This is a genomic window from Actinoplanes sp. NBC_00393 (assembly GCF_036053395.1).
In the GTDB taxonomy this organism is placed as follows: domain Bacteria; phylum Actinomycetota; class Actinomycetes; order Mycobacteriales; family Micromonosporaceae; genus Actinoplanes.
In genome coordinates, this window is record NZ_CP107942.1 from 3,824,019 (window position 1) to 3,847,103 (window position 23,085).

Consider the following 23,085-nt stretch of genomic DNA (forward strand, 5'->3'; position numbering starts at 1 on the left):
CAGTTGCATGTGAGGAATTCACAATGATCCGGGTGTTGGTCGCCGAGGACGTTCGGCTGCTGCGCGAGACGCTCACCGCGGTCCTGGACCTGGAGGACGACCTGCAGGTGGTGGCCGCCGTCGAGCGCGGCGACGAGATCGTGCCCGCCGCGCAACGCTGTGCCCCGGACGTCGCCCTGCTCGACATCGACCTGCCCGGCGTGGACGGCCTGACCGGGGCGCGACTGCTGGCCGAGCGGGTGCCGGGCTGCCGCACGGTCATCCTCACCGGGCTGACCCGGCCCGGTCACCTGCGCCGGGCGCTCGCGGCCGGCGCCAGCGGGTTCCTGCTCAAGCATTCGCCGCCGCAGGCGCTGATCGACGGGATCCGTAGGGTCGCCGCGGGCGAGCGCGTGGTGGATCCGCAGGTGGCGCTGGCCGCGCTGGAGACCCCGGACAATCCGCTGCCCGCGCGGGAGGTGGACGTGCTGCGGCTGGCCGCGACCGGGGCGGAGCCGGCCGAGATCGCCGCGGCGCTATTCCTCAGCGTGGGAACCGTGCGTAACTACCTGTCGTCGGCCATCACCCGGCTCGACGCCCGCAACCGGGTGGACGCCATCCGGATCGCCACCGACCAGGGCTGGCTGTAGCGGCACGGTCGCGACCAGCTCGAAGCCGCCGTCGCGGGGCCCGGCGTCGAGCCGCCCGCCCAGCGTCTCCAGCCGGCGGCCGAGGTTCTCCAGGCCCATCCCGGCCCGGTGCGGTCCGGAGCCGGTGACGCCGTCGTTGGTCAAGCACAACCGCACCGCCGTCGCGTCCGCTGTCACGCTCAGCTCGCAACGCCCGGCGGTGCTGTGCCGCAGCACGTTGGTGACGCCCTCGCGCAGCACGGTCGCGAGCACCGTGTCCACCTCGGTGCTCCACTCCCCCGCCACCGCGTCGCCGGAGACCTGCACACCGGCGGCGGTCAGCACCGCCCGGGCGGTCTGCGCCTCGGCGGTGACCGACATCGGGCGGTAGCCGACGGTCACCTCGTCCAGGTCGGCGAGCGCCTGGCGGGCCACCTGCACGCCCTCGGCGAGCTCGGCCCGGGCCCGCGCGGCATCGCGGTCGAGCAGTCGCTGGGCGAGCTCGCTCTTGAGCACCAGCACCGACAGGCTGTAGCCGAACAGGTCGTGCAGATCGCGGGCGAAGCGCAGCCGGTCGTGCACGACGGCGGCCCGGGACAGTTCGGCGCGGGCGTCCGAGAGGCGGATCGCCAGGCCGGCCATCCGGGACAGCGCGTAGACCAGCAGCGCGCGCTCGGCCACCCAGACCGCCTCGTAGAGCTGGCCGATCGGGGTCGGCGCGCCCAGGTGGGCGCCCCACACCAGCAGCACCGAGTCCAGCAGCACCAGGGGGACGGTGACCAGCCAGCGCAGCGGTCCGCGCAGCAGCACGAGGGTGGCGCCGGGAAGGAAGTACGCCATGTGCCACAGCCAGAAGTCGAACACCAGCAGCGGCACGACCGTCAGCGCGGCGAGCGCGAGCAGCAGGACCGGCCATCCGCGTGGCCGGGAACCGTCGCGCCGGGGCGTGCAGCAGCGCAGATAGCAGGCGACGACGGTGATCAGGCAGAGGCTGAACAGCAGCAGCTCGGCGAGCGCCAGATCAGCCCGGATCACATAGCGGACCCCGGTGGGGACGATCATGAGCAGGATCGTGGCGACGCCCAGGGCGGCGACGGTCCTGACGGTCAGGTCGGCGGCCACCCGGCGTACGGGTGGGCCGGTGTCCTCGGCGCGGTGGCCGTGCGCCACCGAGCGCGCCTCGTTCAGCGCCGAGCGGGCGGTCGTGAGCGCCTGGCGCAGCCGGTCGCCGGCGGCCGACGGATCGGGCAGCGCCAGCATCGTCTCGCCGTCGTCGACCACCCGGCGCAGGCTGGCGCCGACCCGGTCGTTGAGTTGCCGGCCGAATTCCAGCCGTTGCCGGGCGACCTCGGCGGCAGCCAGTTCCAGCCGGGTGTCGCGCAGGTCGGTGACGAGGTCGGCGAGGCGGGCGATCGCATACAGGGCGATGCCGACGAACGCCGCGTGGCCGACTGCGAGGTACAGGGCCTCGCCGACGGTCGGCCGCACCGGCAGGGCCGCGACGAACTGCGCGGCCACGATCAGCGCGAACCCGGCCCAGGCCAGGCCCGCGGGGCGGATCAGCAGCAGCACCGCCGCGGCGAGGAAGCCGGAGTTGCCGTACCAGGTGTCGGCGAACCAGAGCATGCCGGCAGCGGTGAGCACGGTCTGGGCGGCCAGCGTCGCTTGCCAGCCCTTCGGGCGGGTTCCGTCGCTACGGCGCACGCAGTTGCGCAGGTGCAGGACGAGCAGCGCGGTGAGCAGCGCCGCCGCGACGATCTGATGCCCGAGCGGATCGTCGCTGTCCAGGATGCCGACGAAGCCGCCGAACCCGAAACCGAGGCTGAGCGCGATCGCGGCCGCCCGGGCCAGGCGCAGCTCGACATCCGCGTTGCTCGATCGCACCCGCGGAGGGTATCCCGGTTTCTCGGTTATGTCGGGACTCCCGGGTCGTGGCGAGTCCGCAAACGTATGTACGCAAACGTATGCGGTACGAGTACGGTCCCGATTTACCGGAAGAACTGAGGACGGGAGGCACGTGCGATGAGAATCCGCCAGCGGGTGGCCCTCCTGACGGTCGCGGTCCTGCTCGGGGCCGCCGGCTGTTCGCAGGAGGCGGAGGCGCCGGAGTCCACGGCCGTCGCGGCCACCACCGGTTGCGCCAGCAGCGGCGAACTCACCATGTGGGAGCGCTCGGGCGGCAACAAGGACATGGTGGACATGCTCGTCGCGGCCTGGAACGCCAAGAATCCGGACTGCAAGGTCGCGCTGACCTACATCCCGCACACCGAGATGGTCGGCAAGATCGCCCAGGGCATCGCCTCCGGCCAGGTCCCCGACCTGATGGGGATGGACCTGATCTACGCCCCGCAGTTCGAGAAGGCCGGCCAGCTCGTCGATCTCACCGACCGGCTCACCGGCTGGCCGGAGCTGACCACCGCCAGCAAGGGGCACATGACGGTCGCGACCTTCGAGGACCGGCTCTACGGCGTCCCGCTGTACGCCGACGTGTCCGCGCTGTTCTACAACAAGGACCTGTTCACGAAGGCGGGCCTGGACCCGGCCAAGCCGCCGACCAGCCTGCCCGAGCTGCGCGCCTACGCCGACAAGATCACCGCGCTGGGCGGGGACGTCAAGGGCTACTACCTGCCGGGCAACTGCGCGGGCTGCAACATCTTCACGGTCGGCCCGCTGATGTGGGCCTCCGGCGCCAAGATCGAGGCGGCCGGGCCGGGCGACGAGCCGCTCGTCGGTGACGGCGTCAAACAGGTGCTGCAGTTCGAACGGGACATGGTCAAGGCCGGCAACGTGCACGACGGCGACCGCACCGAGAACGGCGAGACATTCCACCTGCAGTTCGGCTCCGGCAAGGTCGGCATGATGGGCACCGGCAACTTCAACATCACCCTGGCCCGCCAGCAGAACCCGTCGATGCAGTTCGGGATCACCCTGCTGCCCGGCATGACGCCGAACTCGAGCGCCTCGTTCATCGGCGGCGACCTGGTCGTGGTGCCCAAGGGCAGCAAGCGGGTCAACGACGCGGTCAACTTCATGAAGTTCCTGCTCTCCGACGACGTCCAGGTCGAGGTGTACGCGAAAGCGCTCAACCTGACGACGCGCGCCGACATGGTCGACAACAAGTACTTCAAGGAGGAACCGCTGGTCCAGGACGTGGCGAAGGCGCTCACCGTCGGGCGTACGCCGTACACGCTCACCTTCTTCGAGCAGATCAACTCACCGCAGGGCCCGTGGCTCAAGATGCTGCAGCGCGCCTACTACACCGACGACAACCTCGACACGGTCATCGCCGACGCGAAGAAGGAAATGAGCGACATCGCCGCGAAATCCTGAGAGGCGGAGGCCATGCAGCGTACGCGGAGCAACCGCCTGACCGGCCTGGCGTACGTGGCTCCGGCGCTGGTGTTCGTGCTGGTGTTCACGGTCTACCCGCTGGGCCGGATGGTGTGGATGTCGCTGCACAACTGGTCGCTGATCGCCGAACCACGGTTCATCGGGCTGGACAACTTCCGGCAGGCGTTCAGCGACCGGCAGTTCTGGACGTCGTTCCTGTTCACGCTGAAGTACACGGCCCTGATCACCCCGGTGCTGATCATCGGCGGCTACCTGCTGGCCCTGTTGACGGCACCGGTCTCCCGGGTGCGCGCGTTCACCCGTACCGTGATCTTCGTCCCGGTGGTGATCGGTCTCGGGGTTTCCAGCCTGCTCTGGTACTGGCTGTTCAGCACCGACTTCGGGGTGATCAACCGGATCCTGCTGGACCTCGGCCTCATCGATCAGCCGGTGCTCTGGCTCGGGGTGGACGCCGGCACGTCGAACTTCGCGATCAGCACCTCGGTGGTGTGGAAGGTCATCGGCTTCGGGATGATCCTGTTCGTCGGCGCAATCCAGGCCGTCCCGGCCGAGATCACCGAGGCCAGCCTGGTCGACGGCGCCGGGTACTGGCAGCGGATCGGACGGGTGGTGCTGCCGCTGACCATGCGCACGGTCCTGCTGGTCACCCTGGTCAGCGTGATCGGCTCGCTGCTGGCATTCGACCAGTTCTACATCATGACCGCCGGGCAGCCGCAGAACGAGACCGCGACCTCGGTCTTCTTCGTCTACCTCAACTCGTTCCCGTACCTGAAGCTCGGCTACGGCGCCGCGCTGTCGCTGATCCTCGCGGTGACCATCCTGGCGTTCACCATCGTGCAGCTCGTACTGACCCGCCGGAGCGAGTCATGACCACCGCCCCGGCACGGACCGGCTATCTGATCGCGGCCGCCTGCCTGACAATCGCCACGGTCATGCTGCTGCCGCTGGCCTACTCGATGCTGGCCTCGATCAAACCGACCGCCGAGGCGGCCGCCACCCCACCGACGTACCTGCCGCACGGGGTGAGCCTGGACAGCTACCGGCGGCTCTGGGACTACCAGGAGGGTCTGCTCACCTACCTGGGCAACAGCTTCGGCACGGCGGTGCTGACCATCGTCCTCACCCTGCTGCTGACGGTGCCCGCCGCGTACGGTCTGGCCCGCTTCCCGATCCCCGCCCGCGAACCGATCTTCGTCGTCCTGCTGCTCGCGCTGATCGTGCCGTACCAGGCGCTGCTCACCCCGATGTTCCTGATGTTCGCGAAGATCGGCCTGACCAACTCGCTGCTCGGCCTGGCCGTGCTGCACACCACGATCCAGTTGCCGTTCAGCCTCTACATCCTGCGCAACACGTTCGCCGCGGTGCCCCGCGAGATCGAGGAGGCCGCCGTCATGGACGGCGCGGGTTCCCTGCAGATCCTGCGGCGGGTGTTCCTGCCGCCGACCGTGCCGGCGGTCGTCACGGTCACCCTGTTCGCCTTCATCACGTCGTGGAACGAGTTCCTCGGCGCGCTGGTGATGATGAGCTCGAGCGCCAAGTTCACCCTGCCGGTGATCCTGGCGACCGCCCGTACCGAGACCAGCCTCGGCGGCACCGACTGGGGCATGCTCCAGGCCGGCGTCACCATCTCGATCATCCCCTGTGTCCTCGTCTACCTGTTGCTTCAGCGGTACTACATGGCCGGCCTGATGAGCGGAGCCGTCAAATGAGCGTGGCAGTGGTCCACCGGGTCGAACTCACCGGCGGGTTCTGGGCCGACCGGGTCCGGATCAACCGGGAGCACACCATCCCGCACGGGTTCGAGCAGCTCGGCAAGGCCGGGAACCTGCACAACCTGCGGCTCGCGGCCGGCGCCGAGGGCGAGTACCGCTCCCCCGACGCGCTGCCGTTCCTGGACTCCGACGTCTACAAGTGGCTGGAGGCGGTCGGCTGGGAGCTCGGCCGGGCGCCGGAGCCGGGCCTGGCCTCGGCGGCCGACGAGGTGATCGCGCTGGTCGCCGCGGCGCAACGGCCCGACGGCTATCTGAACAGCTACGTGCAGGTGGTCGGCGGCGGCGTGCCGTACCGGGATCTGTCCTGGGGGCACGAGCTGTACTGCCTCGGGCACCTGATCCAGGCCGCGGTGGCATGGCACCGGGCGCTGGGCGACGACCGGCTGCTGACGATCGCGCTGCGGGCCGTCGCGCATGTGCCGGACGACATCATCGACGGCCATCCCAACATCGAGATGGCGCTCGTGGACCTCGGCCGGATCACCGGCGAGCGCCGCCATCTGACGATGGCCGCCCGCATGCTCGAGCTGCGCGGGCACGGCACGCTGCCGGCAGCCCGGTTCGGCGCGGCCTACTGGCAGGACCATGAGCCGGTACGCGAGGCGAGCTCGGTCGCCGGCCATGCGGTCCGGCAGCTCTACCTGGACTGCGGCGCGGTGGACGTGGCGGTGGAACTCGGCGACGACCGGCTGCTCGCGGCGGTGCGGCGCCGCTGGGACGACATGATGCGCACCCGGGCGTACCTCACCGGTGGGCTGGGCAGCCGGCACCGCGACGAGGCGTTCGGCGACCCGTACGAGCTGCCGCCGGACCGGGCGTACGCCGAGACCTGCGCCGCCATCGCCAACGTGATGCTCGCCCGGCGGCTGTCACTGGCGACCGGCGAAGCCGGTTACGCCGACGCGATCGAACGGACCATGTTCAACGGTGTGCTCCCCGGCATCGCGCTGAACGGCACCGAGTTCTTCTACACCAACCCGCTGCAGCGCCGCACCCACCGCGCGCCCGGCGGCACCGGGCAGCGGCAGCCGTGGTACCGCTGCGCCTGCTGCCCACCCAACCTGATGCGCATGCTCAGCACCTGGGAGCAACACCTGGCGACGTACGACGACAGCGGCATCCAGCTGCACCAGTACGCCTCCGCCGACCTCCGGACCCCGGCGACGCTGCTGCGGATGCGCACCGGCTACCCATGGGACGGCCGGATCACCGTCCATGTCGCCGAAACACCGGCGCAGTCCTGGACACTGTCGCTGCGGGTGCCCCGGTGGAGCCGCTCGGCGACCCTGACCGGGCCGGACGGCACCCACACCGTCGACGCCGGCGTGGTCAAACGGCACCGCCGGTGGCAGCCCGGCGACGTGGTCGAGCTCAGCCTCGACCAGCCGGCCCGGATCACCGAACCCGATCCGCGGATCGACGCGGTCCGCGGATGTGTGGCGGTGCAGCGCGGCCCGCTCGTCTACTGCATCGAGGCGGCCGACGCGCCACCGCGTACCGAGATCGAGGAACTGACCTGCGACCCGCGCCGGGAGCTGACGCCGGTGCCGCGGCCGGACATCGCCGAGGCGATGGTCGGGATCGACGTGCCGATGACCGGCGGCCGGACCGCCGGCGCCATCCCCTATTTCGCGTGGGCCAACCGCGGCCCGGGCGGCATGCGGGTCTGGATCCCGGCCTGATCAGGGCGGCGGCGCGGTGGAGTCGCGCACGACCAGCGGCAGCGGGAACACCGTCTCGCTCGCCTCGCGGCCGGCGGACGGGTCGCGGGCCAGCGCCACCGCCTGGGCGATGCCGAAGCCGACGATCTCGTGGATCGGCATCCGCAGCGTGGTGAGCGCGGGCACGGTGTGCGCGGAGATCAGGATGTCGTCGAAGCCGACCACCGACAGCCGGCCCGGCACCGCGATGCCGTGGCCGTGCGCGGCGTGCAGCGCGCCGATCCCGACCAGGTCGGTCGACGCGGCCACCGCGGTCGGCGGCTCGGGCACGGCCATCAGCGCGGCCAGCGCCGACGCGCCGCCGTCCAGGGTGCCGGCGCAGCGCTGCAGGTATCCGTCGGGCACCCCGCCGAACCGCTCCCGCATGAAGTCGGCGTACGCCTCCTCGCGGATCCGGTAGTTGTTGGGCAGCTCCGCGCTCAGGAACCCGATCCGCCGGTGCCCCAGCGACGCCAGGTGCTCCAGCCCGGCCCGGATCCCGGCCCGCTCGTCCGGGTTGGCGGTCGGAAACTCCAGCGGGCTGGAGCCCTGCCACAACCCCACCACCGGCGCCGGCGAGCCGCGCAGGTCGGCCAGCAGCTCCGGATAGCCCTGCATGTCACCGAGCAGGATGATCGCGTCGGTGTGCCGGGTCTCCAGCACCGTGGTCAGCGGGGTCGCCTCGTCGAGCCGGCCGTGGACGTGACCGAGCACCACGTTGTACCCGTGGGCCATCGACTCGACCACGAGCGCCTCGATGACACCGGCGTAGAACACGTCGCTGAAGTCACGGACCACCGCGCCGATCAGATTCGTCGACGCACCACGCAGGCCACGCGCGAGAGGATTGGGCCGATAACCCAGGTGGCGGGCCGCCTGGATCACCCGCTCCCGGGTGTCCGGCGCGATCGGCACCCGCGACGGCGCGTTGTTGAGCACCCGCGACACCGTGCTCTGCGAAACCCCGGACGCCACGGCGATGTCCCGCATCGTGACGATCGGACGCCCGGCAGCGGACCCGGGCCGGTCTGGTGGCTCTGCTCGCGCGCCGCGCGCGGAAGTCGGCATCGCGGGCAGCCTAACACCCGCCGATTCGCGGGAGAGCATACGAATTCAGCGGCTGGGTACGGTGAAGCCGATGGCTGAGACGAATATCGGGCTGCGGTCCGAACGCGGACCCGTGCTCGCCGCGGTGATGATGTCGACCGCGCTGGTCGCCATCGACGCCACGATCATCGCGACGGCCGTACCGTCGGTGGTTCGTGACCTCGGCGGCTTCGCCGAGCTGCCCTGGGTGTTCTCGGTCTACCTGCTCGCCCAGGCCGTGTCGGTGCCGATCTACGGCAAGCTCAGCGACCTGTTCGGCCGCAAACCGGTCATCCTCTGGGGCATCGGGCTGTTCCTGGTCGGGTCGATCATGTGCGGCGCGGCCTGGAGCATGGGCGTGCTGATCGCGTTCCGGGCCGTGCAGGGCCTCGGCGCCGGCGCCATCATGCCCTCCACGGTCACCATCGTCGGCGACCTCTACTCGGTGCGCGAACGCGCCAAGGTGCAGGGCTACGTGGCCAGCGTCTGGGGCATCTCCTCGGTCGTCGGCCCGGCCCTGGGCGGCATCTTCAGCGAGTACGTCTCCTGGCGCTGGATCTTCCTGGTCAACATCCCGCTCTGCCTGGCCGCCGCCGCGATGATCGGAAGCCGGTTCCACGAGCGGGTCCGGCGCGGCCGCCCGGTGATCGACTACCGCGGCGCCACGCTGCTCGCGACCGGGCTGACCCTGACGATGCTCGGCATCCTGGAGGGCGGCCAGGCCTGGGCCTGGAACTCACCGGCCAGCATCGTGGTGCTCGCCGTGGGTGCCGCCCTGCTGGTGGCCTTCGGGATCAGTCAGCGTACGGCCACCGAGCCGGTACTGCCGCTGTGGATCTTCCAGCGACGGCTGCTGCTGGTCAGCGGCCAGCTCGCCATCGGTGTCGGCGCCATCCTGCTCGCTCTCAGCTCCTACGTCCCGGCCTACGTCCAGGAGGTGCTCGGCACCGGACCGCTGGTGGCAGGCTTCGCCCTGGGCGCGCTCACCCTCGGCTGGCCGCTGTCCGCCAGCCAGGCCGGCCGGGTGTACCTGCGTTTCGGCTTCCGCGCCTGCGCCCTGCTCGGCACGGTGCTGGTGCTGCTCGGCGCGGTGCTGATGCTGCTGCGGCTGGGCCGCGACTCCAGCGTGCTCGAGGTCGGGGTGTACTGCCTGATCGTCGGCCTGGGCATGGGCCTGACCGCGGCGCCCACCCTGATCGCCGCGCAGTCCAGCGTCGGCTGGGCCGAACGCGGCGTGGTCAGCGCCAACAACATCTTCCTGCGCTCACTGGGCAGCGCCCTCGGCGTGGCGGTGTTCGGCGCCCTGGTCAACGCGGCGGTCGGCGGCGGGCAGGCCACACCCGCCACGCTCACCACGGCCGTACACCGCATCTTCATCGGCATCACCATCGTGGCGGCGGTGATGGTCGCGCTCGCCGCGCTGATCCCCCGCTCGGCCGACGCCGCCATCACCGCCGGCAGCGAGCAGGAGGGCACCTGGCCTGACGGGGCCTGACCTGCGGGTCCGTACTCGGCTTTGCCCCTTTCCGGACCGGGTCGCCGACTAGCATGATCGCGGAGGGTCGACGTGAGATTGCTTCGGCAGATGCGGGTGACGACGCGCCTGGTGGGCGGTTTCCTCCTCATGGCGCTGTGCGTGGTGGCCATCTGGATCGCCGCCGAATGGTCGGCCGACAGCACCCGGGACACGGCTCAGGCGCTGGCCCGCTCGCAGGCCCAGCTCGACGCGGCCCAGCAACTCAAGTACCGGGTCACCGACGTGAGCGGCTGGCAGGCCGGCTACGCGTTCAACATCGTGCGCGGGGCGCCGAACGCCACCGCCGACTCGGCGCCCGAGCGGGCCGCGTTCCTCGCCGCCGAGGACAGCTTCGTCGTCGAGCTCGACGAGATGGCGGCGCTGCCGCTGACCGCCGCCGAGAAGGCCGACGTCGCGACGATCCGGACAGCGTTTCAGCAGTTCAAGGATCTGGACGACGAGGTCATCGCGGCCTACCGGGCCGGCACCCCGGCCCAGGTCGACAAGGCCAACGAGCTGGTGGCCGGTCCCGGCCTCGATCTGTACGCGGTGATCGCCGGCGGCGTCGACCGGCTGCTCACCAGTGCCCGGGAGCAGGAGGCGATCGCACACCAGCGGGCCGACGACACCGCCGACCGGACCAGCGACGTCGCCACCCTGGTGGCTGCCTGCGCGCTGGTCATCTCGACCGTGCTCGCGGTCCTGCTGGCCCTGTCGATCATCCGGCCGCTGAGCGCTCTGCGGGAACGCCTCGCGGACATCGCCGAGGGCGAGGGCGACCTGACCCTGCGGCTGGACACCGCCGGGCACGACCAGTTCACCGACGTCAGCCGGTCGTTCAACCTGTTCGTCGACAAGATCGCGGCCACCGTGCGCGAGATCGGCGAGTCGGCCTCGACGGTCGCGCACGCCAGCGAGACGCTCACCACCACCGCCATCCAGATCATGGTGGACGCCAAGGCGACGTCACGGCAGTCCGGTGAGGCCGCGCTCGCTGCCGAGGAGGTGGCCGCCAATGTGCGTACCGTCGCGGCCGGCACCACCTCGATGAGCGGATCGCTGCAGAAGATCGCCGGCACCGCCGGCGAGGCCACCCAGGTCTGCGAGCGCAGCATGCAGGCCGCCCAGGCCACCCGGGACGTGATCAGCCGGCTCGCCGTCTCCAGCCAGGAGATCGGCGACACCGTCAAGACCATCGCCGCGATCGCCCAGCAGACCAACCTGCTGGCCCTCAACGCGACCATCGAAGCGGCCCGGGCCGGCGAGTCCGGCAAAGGCTTCGCCGTCGTCGCCGGCGAGGTGAAGGACCTGGCGCAGGAGACCGAGAGCGCCACCGACGACATCACGGCGAAGGTGCAGAGCATCCAGCAGGACACCCGGATGGCGACCGAGGCGACCGGGGAGATCGTCGAGATAGCCGGCCGGCTCGGCGACTTCCAGTCCACCATCGCCTCGGCCATCCTCGCGCAGACCGCCACCACCGACGAGATGAGCCGAACCATCAGCGAGTCGACGACGAGCTCGGCGGAGATCGCGGCGAACGTCACGACCATCTCGTCGAGCGCGCAGACCACGACCAGCGGGGTCATCGACATCAAACAGGCGACCCAGGAGCTGTCGCAGCTGAGCAACGAACTGCGCGTACTGGTCGGTCAGTTCCGGGTCTGACCGCTACCGCTGCACCAGGTCGCGGGAGAGTGCCGTGGCACGGTGCACGATCGCTCCCCCGTCACGGCGGCTGGCCACCAGACCCGCCGCCCGCAGCGCCGACAGGTGCTCCGAGGACGACGACACGCTGATCCCGACCTGCCGGGCGATCGACGACGTGGTGTGCCGGCCGGGCCGGGCGGCCTGCATCAGCACCGCGGTCCGGGTGCGGCCGAACAGGCCGACCAGCGGATCCCCGGCGCCACGCCCGTCCGGCGGCACCACGGCCGGCTCCACCGGATAGACCAGCAGCGCCGGCCCGTCCGGGGCGACCAGCACCCGCGGCCGCGGCCCGGCGAACGGTGACGGCACCACGATCAGCCCGTGCCCGGCGAGGCGCACCTCGCCGTCCTGCCAGGCATCGACCTCCAGCACCGGCTCCCGCCACCGGATCGCCGGATGCAGGTCGGCCAGCAGACCGTCGGCGCCGGCCAGCGCATACCGGCCGGCGGCCTCGGCGACGACCTGGCGATGGGTACGGTTCAGCGCCGCCCAGTCCGGCGCCAGCACCTGGTGGAAGTAGGCCCGCATCGCGGTGACCAGCGTGTCCAGCACGTGCGGGTCGGCCGCGGCGAACCGGCGGCGGGCGGCGCTGACCGGAACGTCGGCGTACGCCGAGGACACCTCCGCCCGGACCCGGGTCGCCGGGGTCGAACGGATCGCGTCCAGCCCGCCCTCGATGGACTCCAGTCCATCGAGCGGCGTCATGAAGTCCGGGACGAAGCCCTGCGCCGGCGTCAGGTGGTGCAGTGGCCGCAGCGCCGGCGCGCAGGCGGCCACCCGGCGGGCCAGCGTCGGCAGGCCGGCGGCCACGGACGGCTGCCGCATAGCCTGGCTCGCGAGCAGCACGGTGCCCGCCGGATGCAACCGGTCGGCGAACCGGATCCGTGTCAGGTCCGCCGGCTTCAGCCACAGGCGCAACATCCGGTCAGCTTGCCAGCCTTTCGGTGGTGGCCGAAACCGTTGACCGGTCAGTTGCCGGGACCTGAGTCTGCAGAGGTCGGCGGTCGACAGAGACGAGGGATGGCCGGTGCGGCGTACGATCATGATCATTGGTTTGGTGTGCGGCCTGCTGCTCGCCGGATGCGGCAAGGACGAACCCGCGGCGACGCCGGCGTCGCAGGCGCCGGCGGTGCAACCGGCGGCGGGCGACCATCAGCTCACCGTCGACGTCGGCGGCAAGCAGCGCAGCTTCCTGTTGCACGCCCCGCCGGGCTACACCGGCGACAAGCCGGTGCCGCTGGTCGTCGGCCTGCATTTCTTCCCGGGTTCCGGTGCGGCCCTGCGCGACATGATCGAGATGGACGCCAAGGCCGACGAGAACGGCTTCCTGGTCGCCTACCCGGACGGCGTCGCCGGCGGGTTCAACGCGCTGATCTGCTGCGGCGCCGAGGACGACGTCGCCTTCCTCAAGGCGCTCACCGACCGGCTGATCGCCGACTGGCGGGTGGACCCCGACCGGGTGTACGCCACCGGCATCTCCAACGGCGCCGACATGAGCTTCCGGGCCGCGGTCGAGGCGACCGGCGTGTTCGCCGCGATCGGCGCGGTCAGCGGCGGACTCGGCGGCCCCAAGATCCAGGACGCCGGCTTCGCGCCGCAGAAGCCGGTATCGGTGGTGACCATCATCGGCAAGCTGGACCAGTACTACGACGTGTTCCAGGCCGGCCTGACCACGTGGCGAGACCGGCTCAAGTGCGAACCGGTCAAGACCCCACCGGTCGGCAAGAAGGGAGTCGAGCGGTCCAGCGCGACCTGCGCCGACGGCTCCGACCTGGACGTATACGTGGTCACCGACATGGGTCATTCCTGGCCCGGCGCGCAGAACGGGCAGATGGCTCTGAAGGACGCGCCGATCGTGGCCACCGACATCCTGTGGGACTTCTTCGAGGCCCATCCGCGCCTCGCAGGCTAGGGCAGCCGCAGGCGGGCCTGAACCGGCAGGTGATCGCTCGGGAACTGGGTCCCGTGCCGGTAGGTGTTCATCAGTGCGGCCAGGACGGTCACGTCCGGCGTGGTGAGGATCCAGTCGACACGCTTACCGTCGGGGACCAGCGGCTGGTAGTTGTGGATCGTCGCGTACGCCGGGCCGCGACGGGGGGCGGCGATCCACGTGTCGCGCAGACCGGCCTGCTCGACCAGCAGGTGGTGGACCGAGCCGCTCGGCGCCGGGCTGTTGAAGTCGCCGGTCAGCACGACCGGCAGCGGGCCGAACGTGGCGAGCCGCTCAGTGATCAGCCGGGTGGCGTTGCGGCGGGCGACCTCGCTGACGTTGTCCAGGTGGGTGTTCACGGCGTAGAAGTCGCGGCCGGTCCGCAGGTCGGTGAAGATCGCCCAGGTCACCATGCGGATCCGGAAGGCGCCCCAGCTGATCGACCCGGGCACCCCGGGTGTCTCGGAGAGCCAGAAGTTGCCGGACTCGCGCGGGGCCAGGCGGGTCTTGTCGAAGAAGATCGCCATGTGTTCACCGAGGTCGCCGCCCTCGCGGCCCTGCCCGATGAAGTCGTAGCCGGCGCCGAGGTCGTTCTCGATGTCGAGCAGCTGGGCGGGGAGGCCTTCCTGGGTGCCGATCAGATCCGGCTGCTCGGCCAGGAGCAGAGCCCGCATCGCTGGACGCCGTTGCGCCCAGGAGTGGGGTTCGACGTCGGCGGCGTACCGGAGGTTGAAGGTCATCACCTCCAGATCGGCGGCCGCGGGTGGGCCGGCGAGCGCGTCCATCGCATTCGGCTCCTCCCGGACCGTGTCGCGGACACAAACGGTGAGGAGAGCCAGCAGGAGCAGCACGCGCGCAGCAACGGATCGAGCCCGGCGAGATCGCGCGCCGCTTACCGCCATGCACCGACGATAGCTACCGCCGCTGCCAGAACACGTCCGGCAGGGCGGCCACCTCGCTACCGGAACGTTCCAGGTCCGCGGCCCACGGCAGCATCCGCCGGTAGGTCGGCTCACCGCCGTCGGCGAGCTGCCGGATCACCGCGACGTTGCGCTCGACACGGCCGAGCATCGCCTCGCGGATCGCGGTCCGGTCGCCGGTGTAGCCGTACGCGTCGAGCAGCAGATGCAAGCGCCGGGACCGGTCGGCCGGATCCGGGAACCCGGCGGGCTCGGCGATCCGCGCCGTCAGCAGCGGCACCCAGGTCAGCGCGGTGAACGCCAGGTCGTCCTCGGGCCGCGCCGGGCTCGCGGTGTCCCAGTCGACGAAGCCGACCAGGGTGTCGTCGGCCCACACGACGTTCCACGGCGCGGCGTCGAGGTGGCCGATCAGCAGGTCCGGCTGCCAGGGCCGGCCGGTGAACCAGACCGCGTCGGCGGGCGGCCGGAAGGTGGTGGTCGCGTCGTGCAGCCGCCGCAGCCACCCACCGACCTGCCGCAGCGCGTCGTCGGAGCGCACCCACTGCGGCCACGGGCTGGTCTCGGCCAGGGTGCGGCCCGGCAGGAACGTCAGTCGCTCCCGGCCCTCATCGTCGAAGCCGCGGGCTCGGGGCGCGCCGGCGAACCCGTGATCCTCCAAGTGCCGCAGCACCGCGTGCACGGTCGGCGTCCACGGCTGCGGCGGGCGGCGAACCTCGTCGCCGACGCGCACGGCGCCGAACGTACGCCCGCCGGGTAGCTGTTGTTCCACCATGCCCGCGTTCTATCGCCTGGGAAGGTGTGATCGCGACCGAATAACATCGGGCGCCGTGTCGATCGTCGGAATGGATGCGCAAGTCCCGGCCGGCCGGGTCGTCGTCGTCATCGACGTGATCCGGGCCTTCACCACCGCCGCTGTCGCCTTCGAGCGTGGTGCCGCAGAGATCGCCTGTGCGCCGTCACTCGAGGTCGCCCGCAGTCTGCGGCGGCGGCACCCGGACCGTCTTCTGGTCGGCGAGAGCGGCGGGCTGAGGCCGGCCGACTTCGATTTCGGGAACTCGCCGTTCGATCTGTCGACGGCGAGCCTCGACGGCCGGCGTCTGATCCAGGCGACCTCGAACGGTACGCGTGGACTCGTCCGATGCCCGGATCCCGCGGCGGTGCTCGCGGTGTCCGCGGTGAACGTCACCGCCACCGCGCGATGGATCGAACGCCACGACGGTAGGACTCCGCGCACGATCATCTGCACCGGCTCGACCGCCGAGGACCGGGCCTGCGCGCGGCATCTGACCGGCCTGCTCGACGGAACCGCCCCGCGGCGCGCCGACCTGATTGCGGGCATCATGGCCGGCGCTGCCGAGCATGCCCGCGACTATGCACGGCTGCCGCCGGCCGAACGCGTCGACCTGTCGGACGACGTCCGCCTCTGCTGCGACGTCGACCGGGCCGATTTCGCGATGGTCGGCGAACTGCGCGACGACCACGTCGTCCTCACGCTCGCGTGACAGTGGGTCCGGGACCGGCGTGGGGCGCGCGGGCCGCGGAGGAGCCGTCCCGCAGGATCTCGCCGGTCAGGTTGCCGTTGGCGCCGGAACCGAGGAACACGACCAGCTTGGCGACGTCGTCCGGCGTCGACAGGCGGCGCGTCGGTGTGCCCGCGGCGAGCCGGTCGATGATCGGCTGCGGGATGTCCGGGCGCCGCTCGGTGAGGGTGAAGCCGGGTGCGACGACGTTGACCAGGATGCCGTCGCGGCCGCCCTGCCAGGCCAGGCTGCGGGCCAGGCCGTGCAGGCCGGACTTGGCGGTGCCGTAGGGTCCCGGCCCTCTCCCCCGGCCTCGGTGATCGCGGCGACCACCGCCGCGGCGCTGCGCTCGTCCTTGCGGTAGGTGATCGCCACCTTGGCGCCCTCCCGGGCGAAGGCGACCGCGGTGGCGGCGCCGATCCCGGCGGACCCGCCGGTGACCAGGACGACACGTTGCTGCAGACCGGTATCCATGGGTGTCGCGCCCCCGCAGTCAACTCGCGCTGGCCGGCGCCGTGCCGGTGGACAAGACGAAACTCGTCGCGATCCCGGACGAGCTGGAATCCGCAGGACTGGTCCGCCGCCGGCCGGATCCCCAGGACCGGCGGGCCCGGCTCGTGGAGACCACGCCGGCCGGACAGGCCGCACTCACCGCGGCCAGCACCGAGATCCGTACGCTCGAGGCCGAACTGCTGACCGACCTCGACGCCGAACGTTTCCTCGACGCGCTGCAGCGCGTCACCGTCGTCCGTCTCGAGCAGCTGCGCGGCGGCGCACCCACCCCGGAGCCCGACAGCTGCGGCTGACCGCGTTGTACCCTGTCGATCAGAATCACGCGTCTGTCGATGGCTCACGTGCGCCGCGAAGCACGTCAAACATGATCTTCAAGAGTTGGAGCGTCTGCGCTCCCGCGCGGTGAAGCCCGCGATCCGGGTCCGGACCCCTCGAGAGATCCGGTCGGCCCGGCGCCCACGGCGGCACCGCTGCTGGGGGCATCTCGTCGCGGCATCCCTGTGGCCGATGCACGGCGCCAACCTCGGTACGCTGCTGCGCACCTGCGACGCCGTCGGGGCATGCCTGGCGGTGCCGCCGTTCGGCTGGGTGGACGAGGCCCTCGCCCGCGGGAACACGCTGCGACAGCCCGCCTGCGTGCACCGCGTCGGCAGTCCGCTGCGGTGGCTCGCCGATGAGCGCCGGGCGGGAGCGACCATCCTCGGCGTGGAACTCGCCGACGAAGCCGTCCGGCTCGCCGATCTGTCCGCCGCCCGCCGGCGGACGGTCATGGTTCTCGGGCACGAGGCAACCGGCATCCCGCCGGAGGCGCTCGACCTGCTCGACGGGGCGGTGGAGATCCCCATGGTCGGCACCGGCTCGAGTCTCAACGTCGCCGTCGCCGGATCGCTGGTGCTCTACAAGCTCGCCGGGCTGCTGTGACGGCTGTCCTCATCGGACTTGGCGGCCTAGGCTGGGGCCGTGGCCAGCGACGAGCCCTCAGTCCCGCACACCGCACGGATCTGGAACTACCTGCTCGGCGGCACGGACAACTTCGCCGTGGACCGGGCGGTTGCCGAACAGGTCCTGCTCGGCCAGCCCGTCCTGGCCGAGAACGCCCGGCTCAGCCGCGCCTACCTCACCCGGGTGGTGCGCTACCTGGCCGGCCAGGCGGGCGTACGGCAGTTCCTCGACATCGGCGCCGGGCTGCCGACCGCCGACAACACGCACGAGGTCGCCCAGTCCGTGGCACCGGACAGCCGCATCGTCTACGTCGACAACGATCCGCTGGTCCTCACCCAGGGCCGCGCGCTGCTGACCAGCCACCCGGACGGCGCCACGGCCTACGTCGACGGCAGCCTGTACGACATGGCGCACGTCCTGCGCGAAGCGGCCCGCACGCTCGACTTCGATCAGCCGGTGGCGGTGCTGTTCATGGGCGTCCTCGGCCACGTCGAGGACGACGGCGAAGCGCAAGGCCTGGTCCGCGCGGCGCTGGACGCGGTGCCGTCCGGCAGCTACCTGGCCATCTGCGACAGCACCGACAACACCCCCGAGGTCGTCGAAGCCGCCCGCATCTGGAACGAGTCGGCCGCACTGCCCTACCACCTGCGCAGCCCGGCGCGCCTGGCCCGATTCTTCGAAGGGCTCGAGCTGGTCGATCCCGGGCTGGTCTCGGTGACCCGGTGGCACCCGGACACCGATCTTCAGGACATCGACCAGTACGGCGCCGTCGGCCGCAAACCCTAGCTACTTCCGCCGACCTGCCCTGCTGACGGCCACCGCCACTCCGAAGATCACCAGCACGACGATGAGACAGATGAACAGATGCCACGGCCGGATCGCGCCCATGCCTGCGGACCGTACCGGAAACCGTCAACCGCCGGGGGACTAAAGGCGCGTGCGGTGACGAAGCCACAGCGCGTACGCCGCCATCGCGAGGCAGGCCGCGGCGGCCAGGGCCACTGTCTGCAGGAGGCGATCGCCGGCGGCCGCATCGCACAACAGCCGGAATTCCGCCAGGGTGGAACCGGCCGGACGATTCCGGCCGGCCAGCGTCCCGCAGGTGTCGAACGACCAGCCCTCGGCCAGGAACGGCTGCGTGGCCAGCCGCGCAGCCGGCGTCAACAGCAGGGCGCCGACCGCGGATCGGCGGATCCACTGTCCGAGCGACGCCGGGGTGGAGGTGGCCCACCGGATCAGTGCGGCGAGCGCTACACCGCCGGCCAGCACGATGGCGGTGCCGAGCGTGGCCACCACGAGGCCGGGCGACGGCCCGCGAAGCCCGAGGTAGCCGGCGATCGCGGTGAACACCACCCCGGTCACTCCCACTGCCAGCGCCGCGCTACGGCCTTTGGGCGGCGCCTCAGGATGGGCAAGCACGGGAGCTCCAACAGTCTCGGTCGGTGTGGGCCCCGAAGAGTATCTGGTCAGTGATCAAGCTCGGTGGCGAGGAACTCGCGTGCGCCCCGTAGCCTGGTCTTCAGCCTGGCCTGCGTCATGCCGCAGTCCAGGCGTACGTCCAGCGGCCCCTCCGTCCGGAGACCGCCCGGCAGTTCGGCGCCGTCGAGGCCGTCACGGCGAGCGATGAGCACCCCGAGTTCATGACGGCTCAGGGCGTCAGCCCCAGCGAGGTGGTGGATACCCGAGTACCGGGACCGAGCGAGCTCCAACAGCCCAGACGCAAGATCAGTGACGTGTACGGGGCACCGGACATCGTTGGTGAAAAGAACTCCCCTCGTCGTGCCCGCCGCGAGCGCATGCACGTACCTCTCATGCTGAGAATCCCCACCTCCAATGATCAGCGAGGTGCGGGCGATGACGGCATCGGGAGCGAGACCCTTGACCGCGGTCTCCGCCGCGGCTTTGGCCGCGCCGTACGGCGTTGTGGGATCGGGCGAGCAGGTCTCGTCATAGCTGCTGGCCCGCCCCGAGAAGATCGCATCGCTGGACACGTGCACCAGGCGCGCTGCGGCGCAGGCCGCGGCCGCCGCAACGTGCATCGCGCCGTCTGCGGTGGTCACCCAGTCAGCCTGCCGAAACGCCGCGTTGATGATCGCAGCCGGCCGGACCTGCTGAATCAGATCCATGACCTCGTCACGGTTCCTGATGTCGAGCGGCCGCCACTGCACGCCGGCGATGGCGGGGACACGGCGGTGATACGTCGCCAGGACACGAGCGCCCGCGCGCCGCGCCTGCCTCGTGGTCTCCTGGCCGAGGAGCCCGCTGCCACCGATCACGACAAGATCCATCCCAGTCACGCTAGTGCCCGCACGGCTCTCGGGAACTCAGGGTGAGGCACGCTGCCGTGTCCTCACCCTGAGACCGATCGAGTGCTACTGCCTCCACTGCTGCGCCGGCGACACGCCGGGCAGCGGCTTGCCGATGACGGCCAGCGGGATGAAGAAGCAGACCTGGCCGATGGCCATGATCAGCGTGGTGAGGGCCTTGTCGTCGTATTGGGTGCTCGCGCGGGCGTACAGATCATCGCTGACGCGTTCCCCTGACGGGTTGGCGGTGAGGACGGCCTCGACCAGCGCCAGCGCGACGCGCTCAGCGTCGGTGAAGCAGGCAGCGTCACGCCAGGACGCGACGGCGGTGATGCGCTCCTCGGTCTCGCCGGCCTTGCGGAGGTTCCCGGTGTGCAGGGTGGTCAGGTAGGTGTTGCCGGCGATCTGCCCGGCCCGGAGCTGGAGCATGCTGATGGTGGTCGGCGCAACGGAACCGTTGCCGGTGGCCTTGAACAGCGCGCCGCCGATCTCACCCAGCTCGGGGACCAGGAGCATGGGGTTGGGCAGACGGGACTGGAGTTCCTGCATGGTGGCGTTCCTCTCGGATTCCGGTTGGGGTGTCATCGCTTCGACGGATCCGGTGCGGCAAAGGTGACCGCTTCCGGGTCGCGCTGGGGCAGCAGGACGGTGGCGAGGACAGCGGCCAGGTAGAACGCGCCCGCGCCGAGCATGCCGGCGGTGTAGCCGCCGGTGAGTGCCTCGGGCACGGGCACGCCGGACGGCTGGTTGGCGACGGCGAGGCCGGCCAGCACGGCCAGTCCGACGGCGCCGCCGATCTGCTGGCTGGTGTTGACCAGTCCGGAGGCGATGCCGGAGTCCTGGGGTGCGACACCGCGTACCCCGCCGATGGTGGCGGCGACGAAACCGATGCCCAGGCCGATGCCGCCGAGCAGTTGTGCGGGCAGCAGGACGAGCAGGGCGTTCTGGTCCGGGGTGAGCAGGCTGAACCAGCCCATCGCCGCGGCGGCCACCGCCATGCCGATCGCGAGCAGGTTGCGGGTGCTGGTGCGGGCCTGCAGTTTCGGGCCGATGAGGCCGGAGCCGATGCCGATGCCCACGGCGAACGGCAGGTACGCCAACCCGGTGATCATCGGCGAGTACTGCTTGATCGTCTGCATGTACAGGGTGAGGAAGTAGAAGGTGGCCAGCTGCCCGGCGCCCATCAGCAGCATCACCACGTTGACGCCGAGCCGGCCCCGGTCGGCGAGGACCCGGCGCGGCAGCATCGGGCTGCGCGCGCCGCGCTGGATCAGCACGAAGGCGACGAGCAGCGCGAAGGCGGTCGCGGCGAAGGCCACGGTGAGCCCGTCGCCGGCGCCGTGGGATCCAGCGCGGTTGATGGCGTAGACCAGCGATCCGAGGGCGAGGGTGGCGGTGGCCGCGCCAGGCAGGTCGATTCCGCCGCGCTCGCGGGTGCCGGGCGCCACGGCGGCGGTGCCGGCCAGAACCAGCAGGGCGATCGGAATGTTGATGAACATGATCCACCGCCAGCCCAGGTACTCGGTGAGGGCGCCGCCCAGCAGCAGCCCGACCACCGAGCCGAGGCCGCCCATCGCCCCGTACACGCCCAGCGCCCGGTTGCGTCGCGGCCCGGCAGGAAACGTGTCGGCCAGCAGCGACAAGGCTGCCGGGGCGACGATCGCGGCGCCGACGCCCTGCAGCACCCGGGCGGCGATCAGGACGTCGCCGTTGCCGGCCAGGCCACCCAGAAGTGAGGCGGCCAGGAAGACCAGCAGGCCGATGCGGAACATCCGGCGGCGACCGAAAAGGTCGCCGGCGCGGCCGCCGGCCAGCAGCAGGCCTCCGAACGCCAGGGCGTACGCGGTGAGCACCCAATCCAGGTCGGCCTCGGCGATCGCCAGCCCGTCGCCGATCACCGGCAGCCCGACGGTCACGATGGTGCCGTCCATCACCATCAGCAGCTGCGCGGCGGCGATCACCAGCAGGGCCGGGCCGCTTCGTTCACGATCTTCGGGGTACGAGTTCACGGGTGGCTCGTGACGGCGCGGTGAACGGCGGCGGCGAGCCGATCGTGTTCGGGATAGGACCAGCCGAACCCGAAACGGCACCGGGTGTAGCCGAAAGCGATGCCACTCTGCGGATCCGCGAACGACTCGGAACCCGCCGAGCCGTCGTGCCCGAACGCGTTCGCGCTGAGGAACGGATAGCGCAAACCCTTGGCCTGAAACCCGAGCGCATAGTTGCCCTGCTCGCCGCGAACCAGGTCGCCGCCGGTGGAGTGCAGCATCGCGAATTCCCCGACCGTGCCGGGCTTGAGCAGCGCAGGCAGCCCGTTGCCGCCCCAGACGGCTGCGGCGTACAGGCCCGCCAGACCCCGTGCGCTGCCCACGCCACCGGCGGAGGCCGGGCCGTTGCCGCGCACCGCACGCGTGTTGACGAAGGCCACCTGGTCCAGCGGCGGCGTGCTGTTCAGCCCGTAGCCGATGCCGGTGATGCTGTGCGGACCGGGCACGTTATCCCAGAACGCCGCCTCCTGCGCCGGCGTGGCCGACCACCACTGGATCGGCACGAACCGTTCCTCCAGCGCCTCCGGCAGACCCAGATACAGATCCAAGGTGTACGGGACACGCACGCGCTGCTCGTACACCTGCTGCAGTGTCCGTCCCGTCGCCCGCCGGACCACCTCGGCGATCACCGCGAACGTGACGAACCCGCCGTAGCCGTACGCCGAACCCGGCTTCCAGTACGGCCGCTGCCCGGCCAGCCGGCGGGCGATCGTCGCGTCGTCGGCGAGTTCCGCCGCGGTCAGCCCGCCGTCGACGCCGATCACACCGGAACGGTGGGTGAGCACCTCGCGTACGGTGATCGTGTCTTTGCCCGCGGCGGCGAACTCCGGCCAGTACCGGGCCACCGGCTCGTCGATCTCGACGAGCCCCTCCTGGGCCAGCAACGCCACCACGACCGTCGCCGCGCCCTTCGTGGACGAATAGACCCCGGTCAGCGTCTCATTGCTGACCTGCGGTCCGGCCCACAGGTCGACTGCCAGGCGGCCGTCCGCGTACGCGGCGAGCTGCGACCCCACCTGGCCGTCCTGCTCGGCGACCACCGCCGCGTACTCCTCACGGACCTGCTCGAATCCGTCCGCGACATGTCCGTACACTTCCGGATGACTCATGATCGGCAACCTTTCGTAGGGATGATCGCCGTCATGACGAACCCCGGTCGGCGA

22 protein-coding genes and 2 pseudogenes are annotated in these 23,085 nt (G+C 71.1%); 12 read left to right on the plus strand and 12 right to left on the minus strand.

The window, feature by feature from the left end; translation table 11 throughout:
• Window positions 1-23 precede the first annotated feature (23 nt).
• The gene (locus OHA21_RS18060) at window positions 24-629 is read left to right on the plus strand and encodes a response regulator transcription factor (protein ID WP_328475217.1); all 606 of its coding nucleotides are present in this window, start codon (window positions 24-26) and stop codon (window positions 627-629) included.
• On the opposite strand, the gene OHA21_RS18065 is transcribed toward OHA21_RS18060, so the two are convergent.
• A complete protein-coding gene (locus OHA21_RS18065; RefSeq protein WP_328475218.1) occupies window positions 516-2,492 on the minus strand; it encodes a sensor histidine kinase in 1,977 nt (658 codons plus the stop codon). The two genes, OHA21_RS18060 and OHA21_RS18065, sit on opposite strands and share 114 nt — an antisense overlap.
• A 138-nt stretch (window positions 2,493-2,630) precedes the next feature.
• Here OHA21_RS18065 and OHA21_RS18070 point away from each other — a divergent pair, with 138 nt between their 5' ends.
• From OHA21_RS18070 to OHA21_RS18085, 4 genes are read left to right on the plus strand one after another with little or no spacing between them, the layout of a single operon-like run.
• The gene (locus OHA21_RS18070; RefSeq protein WP_328475219.1) at window positions 2,631-3,938 is read left to right on the plus strand and encodes an ABC transporter substrate-binding protein; all 1,308 of its coding nucleotides are present in this window, start codon (window positions 2,631-2,633) and stop codon (window positions 3,936-3,938) included.
• A 12-nt stretch (window positions 3,939-3,950) separates the two neighbouring features.
• The gene (locus OHA21_RS18075) at window positions 3,951-4,829 is read left to right on the plus strand and encodes a carbohydrate ABC transporter permease (RefSeq protein WP_328475220.1); all 879 of its coding nucleotides are present in this window, start codon (window positions 3,951-3,953) and stop codon (window positions 4,827-4,829) included.
• Complete coding sequence (locus OHA21_RS18080; protein ID WP_328475221.1) at window positions 4,826-5,668, plus strand: carbohydrate ABC transporter permease; 843 nt, start codon at window positions 4,826-4,828, stop codon at window positions 5,666-5,668. The genes OHA21_RS18075 and OHA21_RS18080 overlap by 4 nt, the downstream gene beginning before the upstream one ends.
• Window positions 5,665-7,413, plus strand: a complete 1,749-nt coding sequence (locus OHA21_RS18085; RefSeq protein WP_328475222.1) for a glycoside hydrolase family 127 protein — start codon at window positions 5,665-5,667, stop codon at window positions 7,411-7,413. The genes OHA21_RS18080 and OHA21_RS18085 overlap by 4 nt, the downstream gene beginning before the upstream one ends.
• Here OHA21_RS18085 and OHA21_RS18090 read toward each other — a convergent pair whose 3' ends face one another.
• Window positions 7,414-8,421 (minus strand): LacI family DNA-binding transcriptional regulator, encoded by a 1,008-nt coding sequence (locus OHA21_RS18090; protein ID WP_328475223.1) that lies wholly within the window; start codon window positions 8,419-8,421, stop codon window positions 7,414-7,416. It lies immediately after the preceding gene.
• 148 nt (window positions 8,422-8,569) lie between these two features.
• Here OHA21_RS18090 and OHA21_RS18095 point away from each other — a divergent pair, with 148 nt between their 5' ends.
• Window positions 8,570-10,012 carry an MFS transporter gene (locus tag OHA21_RS18095; protein ID WP_328475224.1) on the plus strand — a complete coding sequence of 481 codons (1,443 nt, stop codon included), beginning with the start codon at window positions 8,570-8,572 and terminating at the stop codon, window positions 10,010-10,012.
• 72 nt (window positions 10,013-10,084) lie between these two features.
• On the plus strand, window positions 10,085-11,701 hold the full coding sequence (locus OHA21_RS18100; RefSeq protein WP_328475225.1) for a methyl-accepting chemotaxis protein: 1,617 nt from the start codon (window positions 10,085-10,087) through the stop codon (window positions 11,699-11,701).
• Between the two features lie 3 nt (window positions 11,702-11,704).
• Here the strand turns inward: OHA21_RS18100 and OHA21_RS18105 are convergent, their stop codons facing one another.
• Window positions 11,705-12,664, minus strand: a complete 960-nt coding sequence (locus OHA21_RS18105; protein ID WP_328475226.1) for a winged helix-turn-helix domain-containing protein — start codon at window positions 12,662-12,664, stop codon at window positions 11,705-11,707.
• A gap of 106 nt (window positions 12,665-12,770) precedes the next feature.
• On the opposite strand from OHA21_RS18105, the gene OHA21_RS18110 reads away from it, so the two are divergent.
• Window positions 12,771-13,655 carry an alpha/beta hydrolase family esterase gene (locus OHA21_RS18110; RefSeq protein WP_328475227.1) on the plus strand — a complete coding sequence of 295 codons (885 nt, stop codon included), beginning with the start codon at window positions 12,771-12,773 and terminating at the stop codon, window positions 13,653-13,655.
• Here the strand turns inward: OHA21_RS18110 and OHA21_RS18115 are convergent.
• Window positions 13,652-14,524, minus strand: coding sequence for an endonuclease/exonuclease/phosphatase family protein (locus tag OHA21_RS18115; protein ID WP_328475228.1), 873 nt, complete (start codon window positions 14,522-14,524; stop codon window positions 13,652-13,654). The genes OHA21_RS18110 and OHA21_RS18115 overlap by 4 nt on opposite strands.
• Before the next feature lie 64 nt (window positions 14,525-14,588).
• Window positions 14,589-15,365, minus strand: a complete 777-nt coding sequence (locus tag OHA21_RS18120) for an aminoglycoside phosphotransferase family protein (protein WP_328475229.1) — start codon at window positions 15,363-15,365, stop codon at window positions 14,589-14,591.
• Between OHA21_RS18120 and OHA21_RS18125 the strand changes: the two genes are divergently transcribed.
• Window positions 15,364-16,095, plus strand: coding sequence for a 2-phosphosulfolactate phosphatase (locus tag OHA21_RS18125; protein ID WP_328475230.1), 732 nt, complete (start codon window positions 15,364-15,366; stop codon window positions 16,093-16,095). The genes OHA21_RS18120 and OHA21_RS18125 overlap by 2 nt on opposite strands.
• Here the strand turns inward: OHA21_RS18125 and OHA21_RS52760 are convergent.
• Both OHA21_RS52760 and OHA21_RS52765 read right to left on the minus strand, forming a co-directional pair.
• Window positions 16,082-16,396 (minus strand): annotated as a pseudogene (locus tag OHA21_RS52760) (SDR family oxidoreductase); the annotation flags it as partial. The gene OHA21_RS18125 and the pseudogene OHA21_RS52760 overlap by 14 nt on opposite strands.
• Before the next feature lie 35 nt (window positions 16,397-16,431).
• Window positions 16,432-16,587 (minus strand): annotated as a pseudogene (locus OHA21_RS52765) (SDR family NAD(P)-dependent oxidoreductase); the annotation flags it as partial.
• A gap of 2 nt (window positions 16,588-16,589) precedes the next feature.
• Between OHA21_RS52765 and OHA21_RS18135 the strand changes: the two are divergent.
• The 3 genes from OHA21_RS18135 to OHA21_RS18145 all read left to right on the plus strand — a co-directional run bounded on the left by OHA21_RS18135 (window position 16,590) and on the right by OHA21_RS18145 (window position 18,354).
• Entirely contained in the window at window positions 16,590-16,919 is a 330-nt protein-coding gene (locus OHA21_RS18135; protein WP_328475232.1) for a MarR family winged helix-turn-helix transcriptional regulator, read from the plus strand.
• An 85-nt stretch (window positions 16,920-17,004) separates the two neighbouring features.
• Window positions 17,005-17,547 carry a TrmH family RNA methyltransferase gene (locus tag OHA21_RS18140; protein WP_328475233.1) on the plus strand — a complete coding sequence of 181 codons (543 nt, stop codon included), beginning with the start codon at window positions 17,005-17,007 and terminating at the stop codon, window positions 17,545-17,547.
• A 39-nt stretch (window positions 17,548-17,586) separates the two neighbouring features.
• Window positions 17,587-18,354, plus strand: coding sequence for an SAM-dependent methyltransferase (locus OHA21_RS18145; RefSeq protein WP_328475234.1), 768 nt, complete (start codon window positions 17,587-17,589; stop codon window positions 18,352-18,354).
• 141 nt (window positions 18,355-18,495) lie between these two features.
• Here OHA21_RS18145 and OHA21_RS18150 read toward each other — a convergent pair whose 3' ends face one another.
• The 5 genes from OHA21_RS18150 to OHA21_RS18170 all read right to left on the minus strand — a co-directional run bounded on the left by OHA21_RS18150 (window position 18,496) and on the right by OHA21_RS18170 (window position 23,031).
• A complete protein-coding gene (locus OHA21_RS18150; protein ID WP_328475235.1) occupies window positions 18,496-18,987 on the minus strand; it encodes a hypothetical protein in 492 nt (163 codons plus the stop codon).
• 47 nt (window positions 18,988-19,034) lie between these two features.
• The gene (locus OHA21_RS18155; RefSeq protein ID WP_328475236.1) at window positions 19,035-19,856 is read right to left on the minus strand and encodes an SDR family oxidoreductase; all 822 of its coding nucleotides are present in this window, start codon (window positions 19,854-19,856) and stop codon (window positions 19,035-19,037) included.
• A gap of 84 nt (window positions 19,857-19,940) precedes the next feature.
• Window positions 19,941-20,423 carry a carboxymuconolactone decarboxylase family protein gene (locus tag OHA21_RS18160; RefSeq protein ID WP_328475237.1) on the minus strand — a complete coding sequence of 161 codons (483 nt, stop codon included), beginning with the start codon at window positions 20,421-20,423 and terminating at the stop codon, window positions 19,941-19,943.
• Between the two features lie 32 nt (window positions 20,424-20,455).
• Window positions 20,456-21,883, minus strand: a complete 1,428-nt coding sequence (locus tag OHA21_RS18165) for an MFS transporter (RefSeq protein ID WP_328475238.1) — start codon at window positions 21,881-21,883, stop codon at window positions 20,456-20,458.
• Window positions 21,880-23,031 carry a serine hydrolase domain-containing protein gene (locus OHA21_RS18170; protein ID WP_328475239.1) on the minus strand — a complete coding sequence of 384 codons (1,152 nt, stop codon included), beginning with the start codon at window positions 23,029-23,031 and terminating at the stop codon, window positions 21,880-21,882. The genes OHA21_RS18165 and OHA21_RS18170 overlap by 4 nt, the downstream gene beginning before the upstream one ends.
• Window positions 23,032-23,085: the final 54 nt, after the last annotated feature.

Bases quoted from the DNA above. Each gene is read 5' to 3' on its own strand.
- OHA21_RS18060 (WP_328475217.1), top strand. From the start codon at position 24: ATGATCCGGGTGTTGGTCGCCGAGGACGTTCGGCTGCTGCGCGAGACG.
- OHA21_RS18070 (WP_328475219.1), top strand. From the start codon at position 2,631: ATGAGAATCCGCCAGCGGGTGGCCCTCCTGACGGTCGCGGTCCTGCTC.
- OHA21_RS18075 (WP_328475220.1), top strand. From the start codon at position 3,951: ATGCAGCGTACGCGGAGCAACCGCCTGACCGGCCTGGCGTACGTGGCT.
- OHA21_RS18080 (WP_328475221.1), top strand. From the start codon at position 4,826: ATGACCACCGCCCCGGCACGGACCGGCTATCTGATCGCGGCCGCCTGC.
- OHA21_RS18085 (WP_328475222.1), top strand. From the start codon at position 5,665: ATGAGCGTGGCAGTGGTCCACCGGGTCGAACTCACCGGCGGGTTCTGG.
- OHA21_RS18090 (WP_328475223.1), bottom strand. From the start codon at position 8,421: ATGCGGGACATCGCCGTGGCGTCCGGGGTTTCGCAGAGCACGGTGTCG.
- OHA21_RS18095 (WP_328475224.1), top strand. From the start codon at position 8,570: ATGGCTGAGACGAATATCGGGCTGCGGTCCGAACGCGGACCCGTGCTC.
- OHA21_RS18105 (WP_328475226.1), bottom strand. From the start codon at position 12,664: ATGTTGCGCCTGTGGCTGAAGCCGGCGGACCTGACACGGATCCGGTTC.
- OHA21_RS18125 (WP_328475230.1), top strand. From the start codon at position 15,364: ATGCCCGCGTTCTATCGCCTGGGAAGGTGTGATCGCGACCGAATAACA.
- OHA21_RS18120 (WP_328475229.1), bottom strand. From the start codon at position 15,365: ATGGTGGAACAACAGCTACCCGGCGGGCGTACGTTCGGCGCCGTGCGC.
- OHA21_RS18155 (WP_328475236.1), bottom strand. From the start codon at position 19,856: ATGGATCTTGTCGTGATCGGTGGCAGCGGGCTCCTCGGCCAGGAGACC.
- OHA21_RS18160 (WP_328475237.1), bottom strand. From the start codon at position 20,423: ATGCAGGAACTCCAGTCCCGTCTGCCCAACCCCATGCTCCTGGTCCCC.
- OHA21_RS18170 (WP_328475239.1), bottom strand. From the start codon at position 23,031: ATGAGTCATCCGGAAGTGTACGGACATGTCGCGGACGGATTCGAGCAG.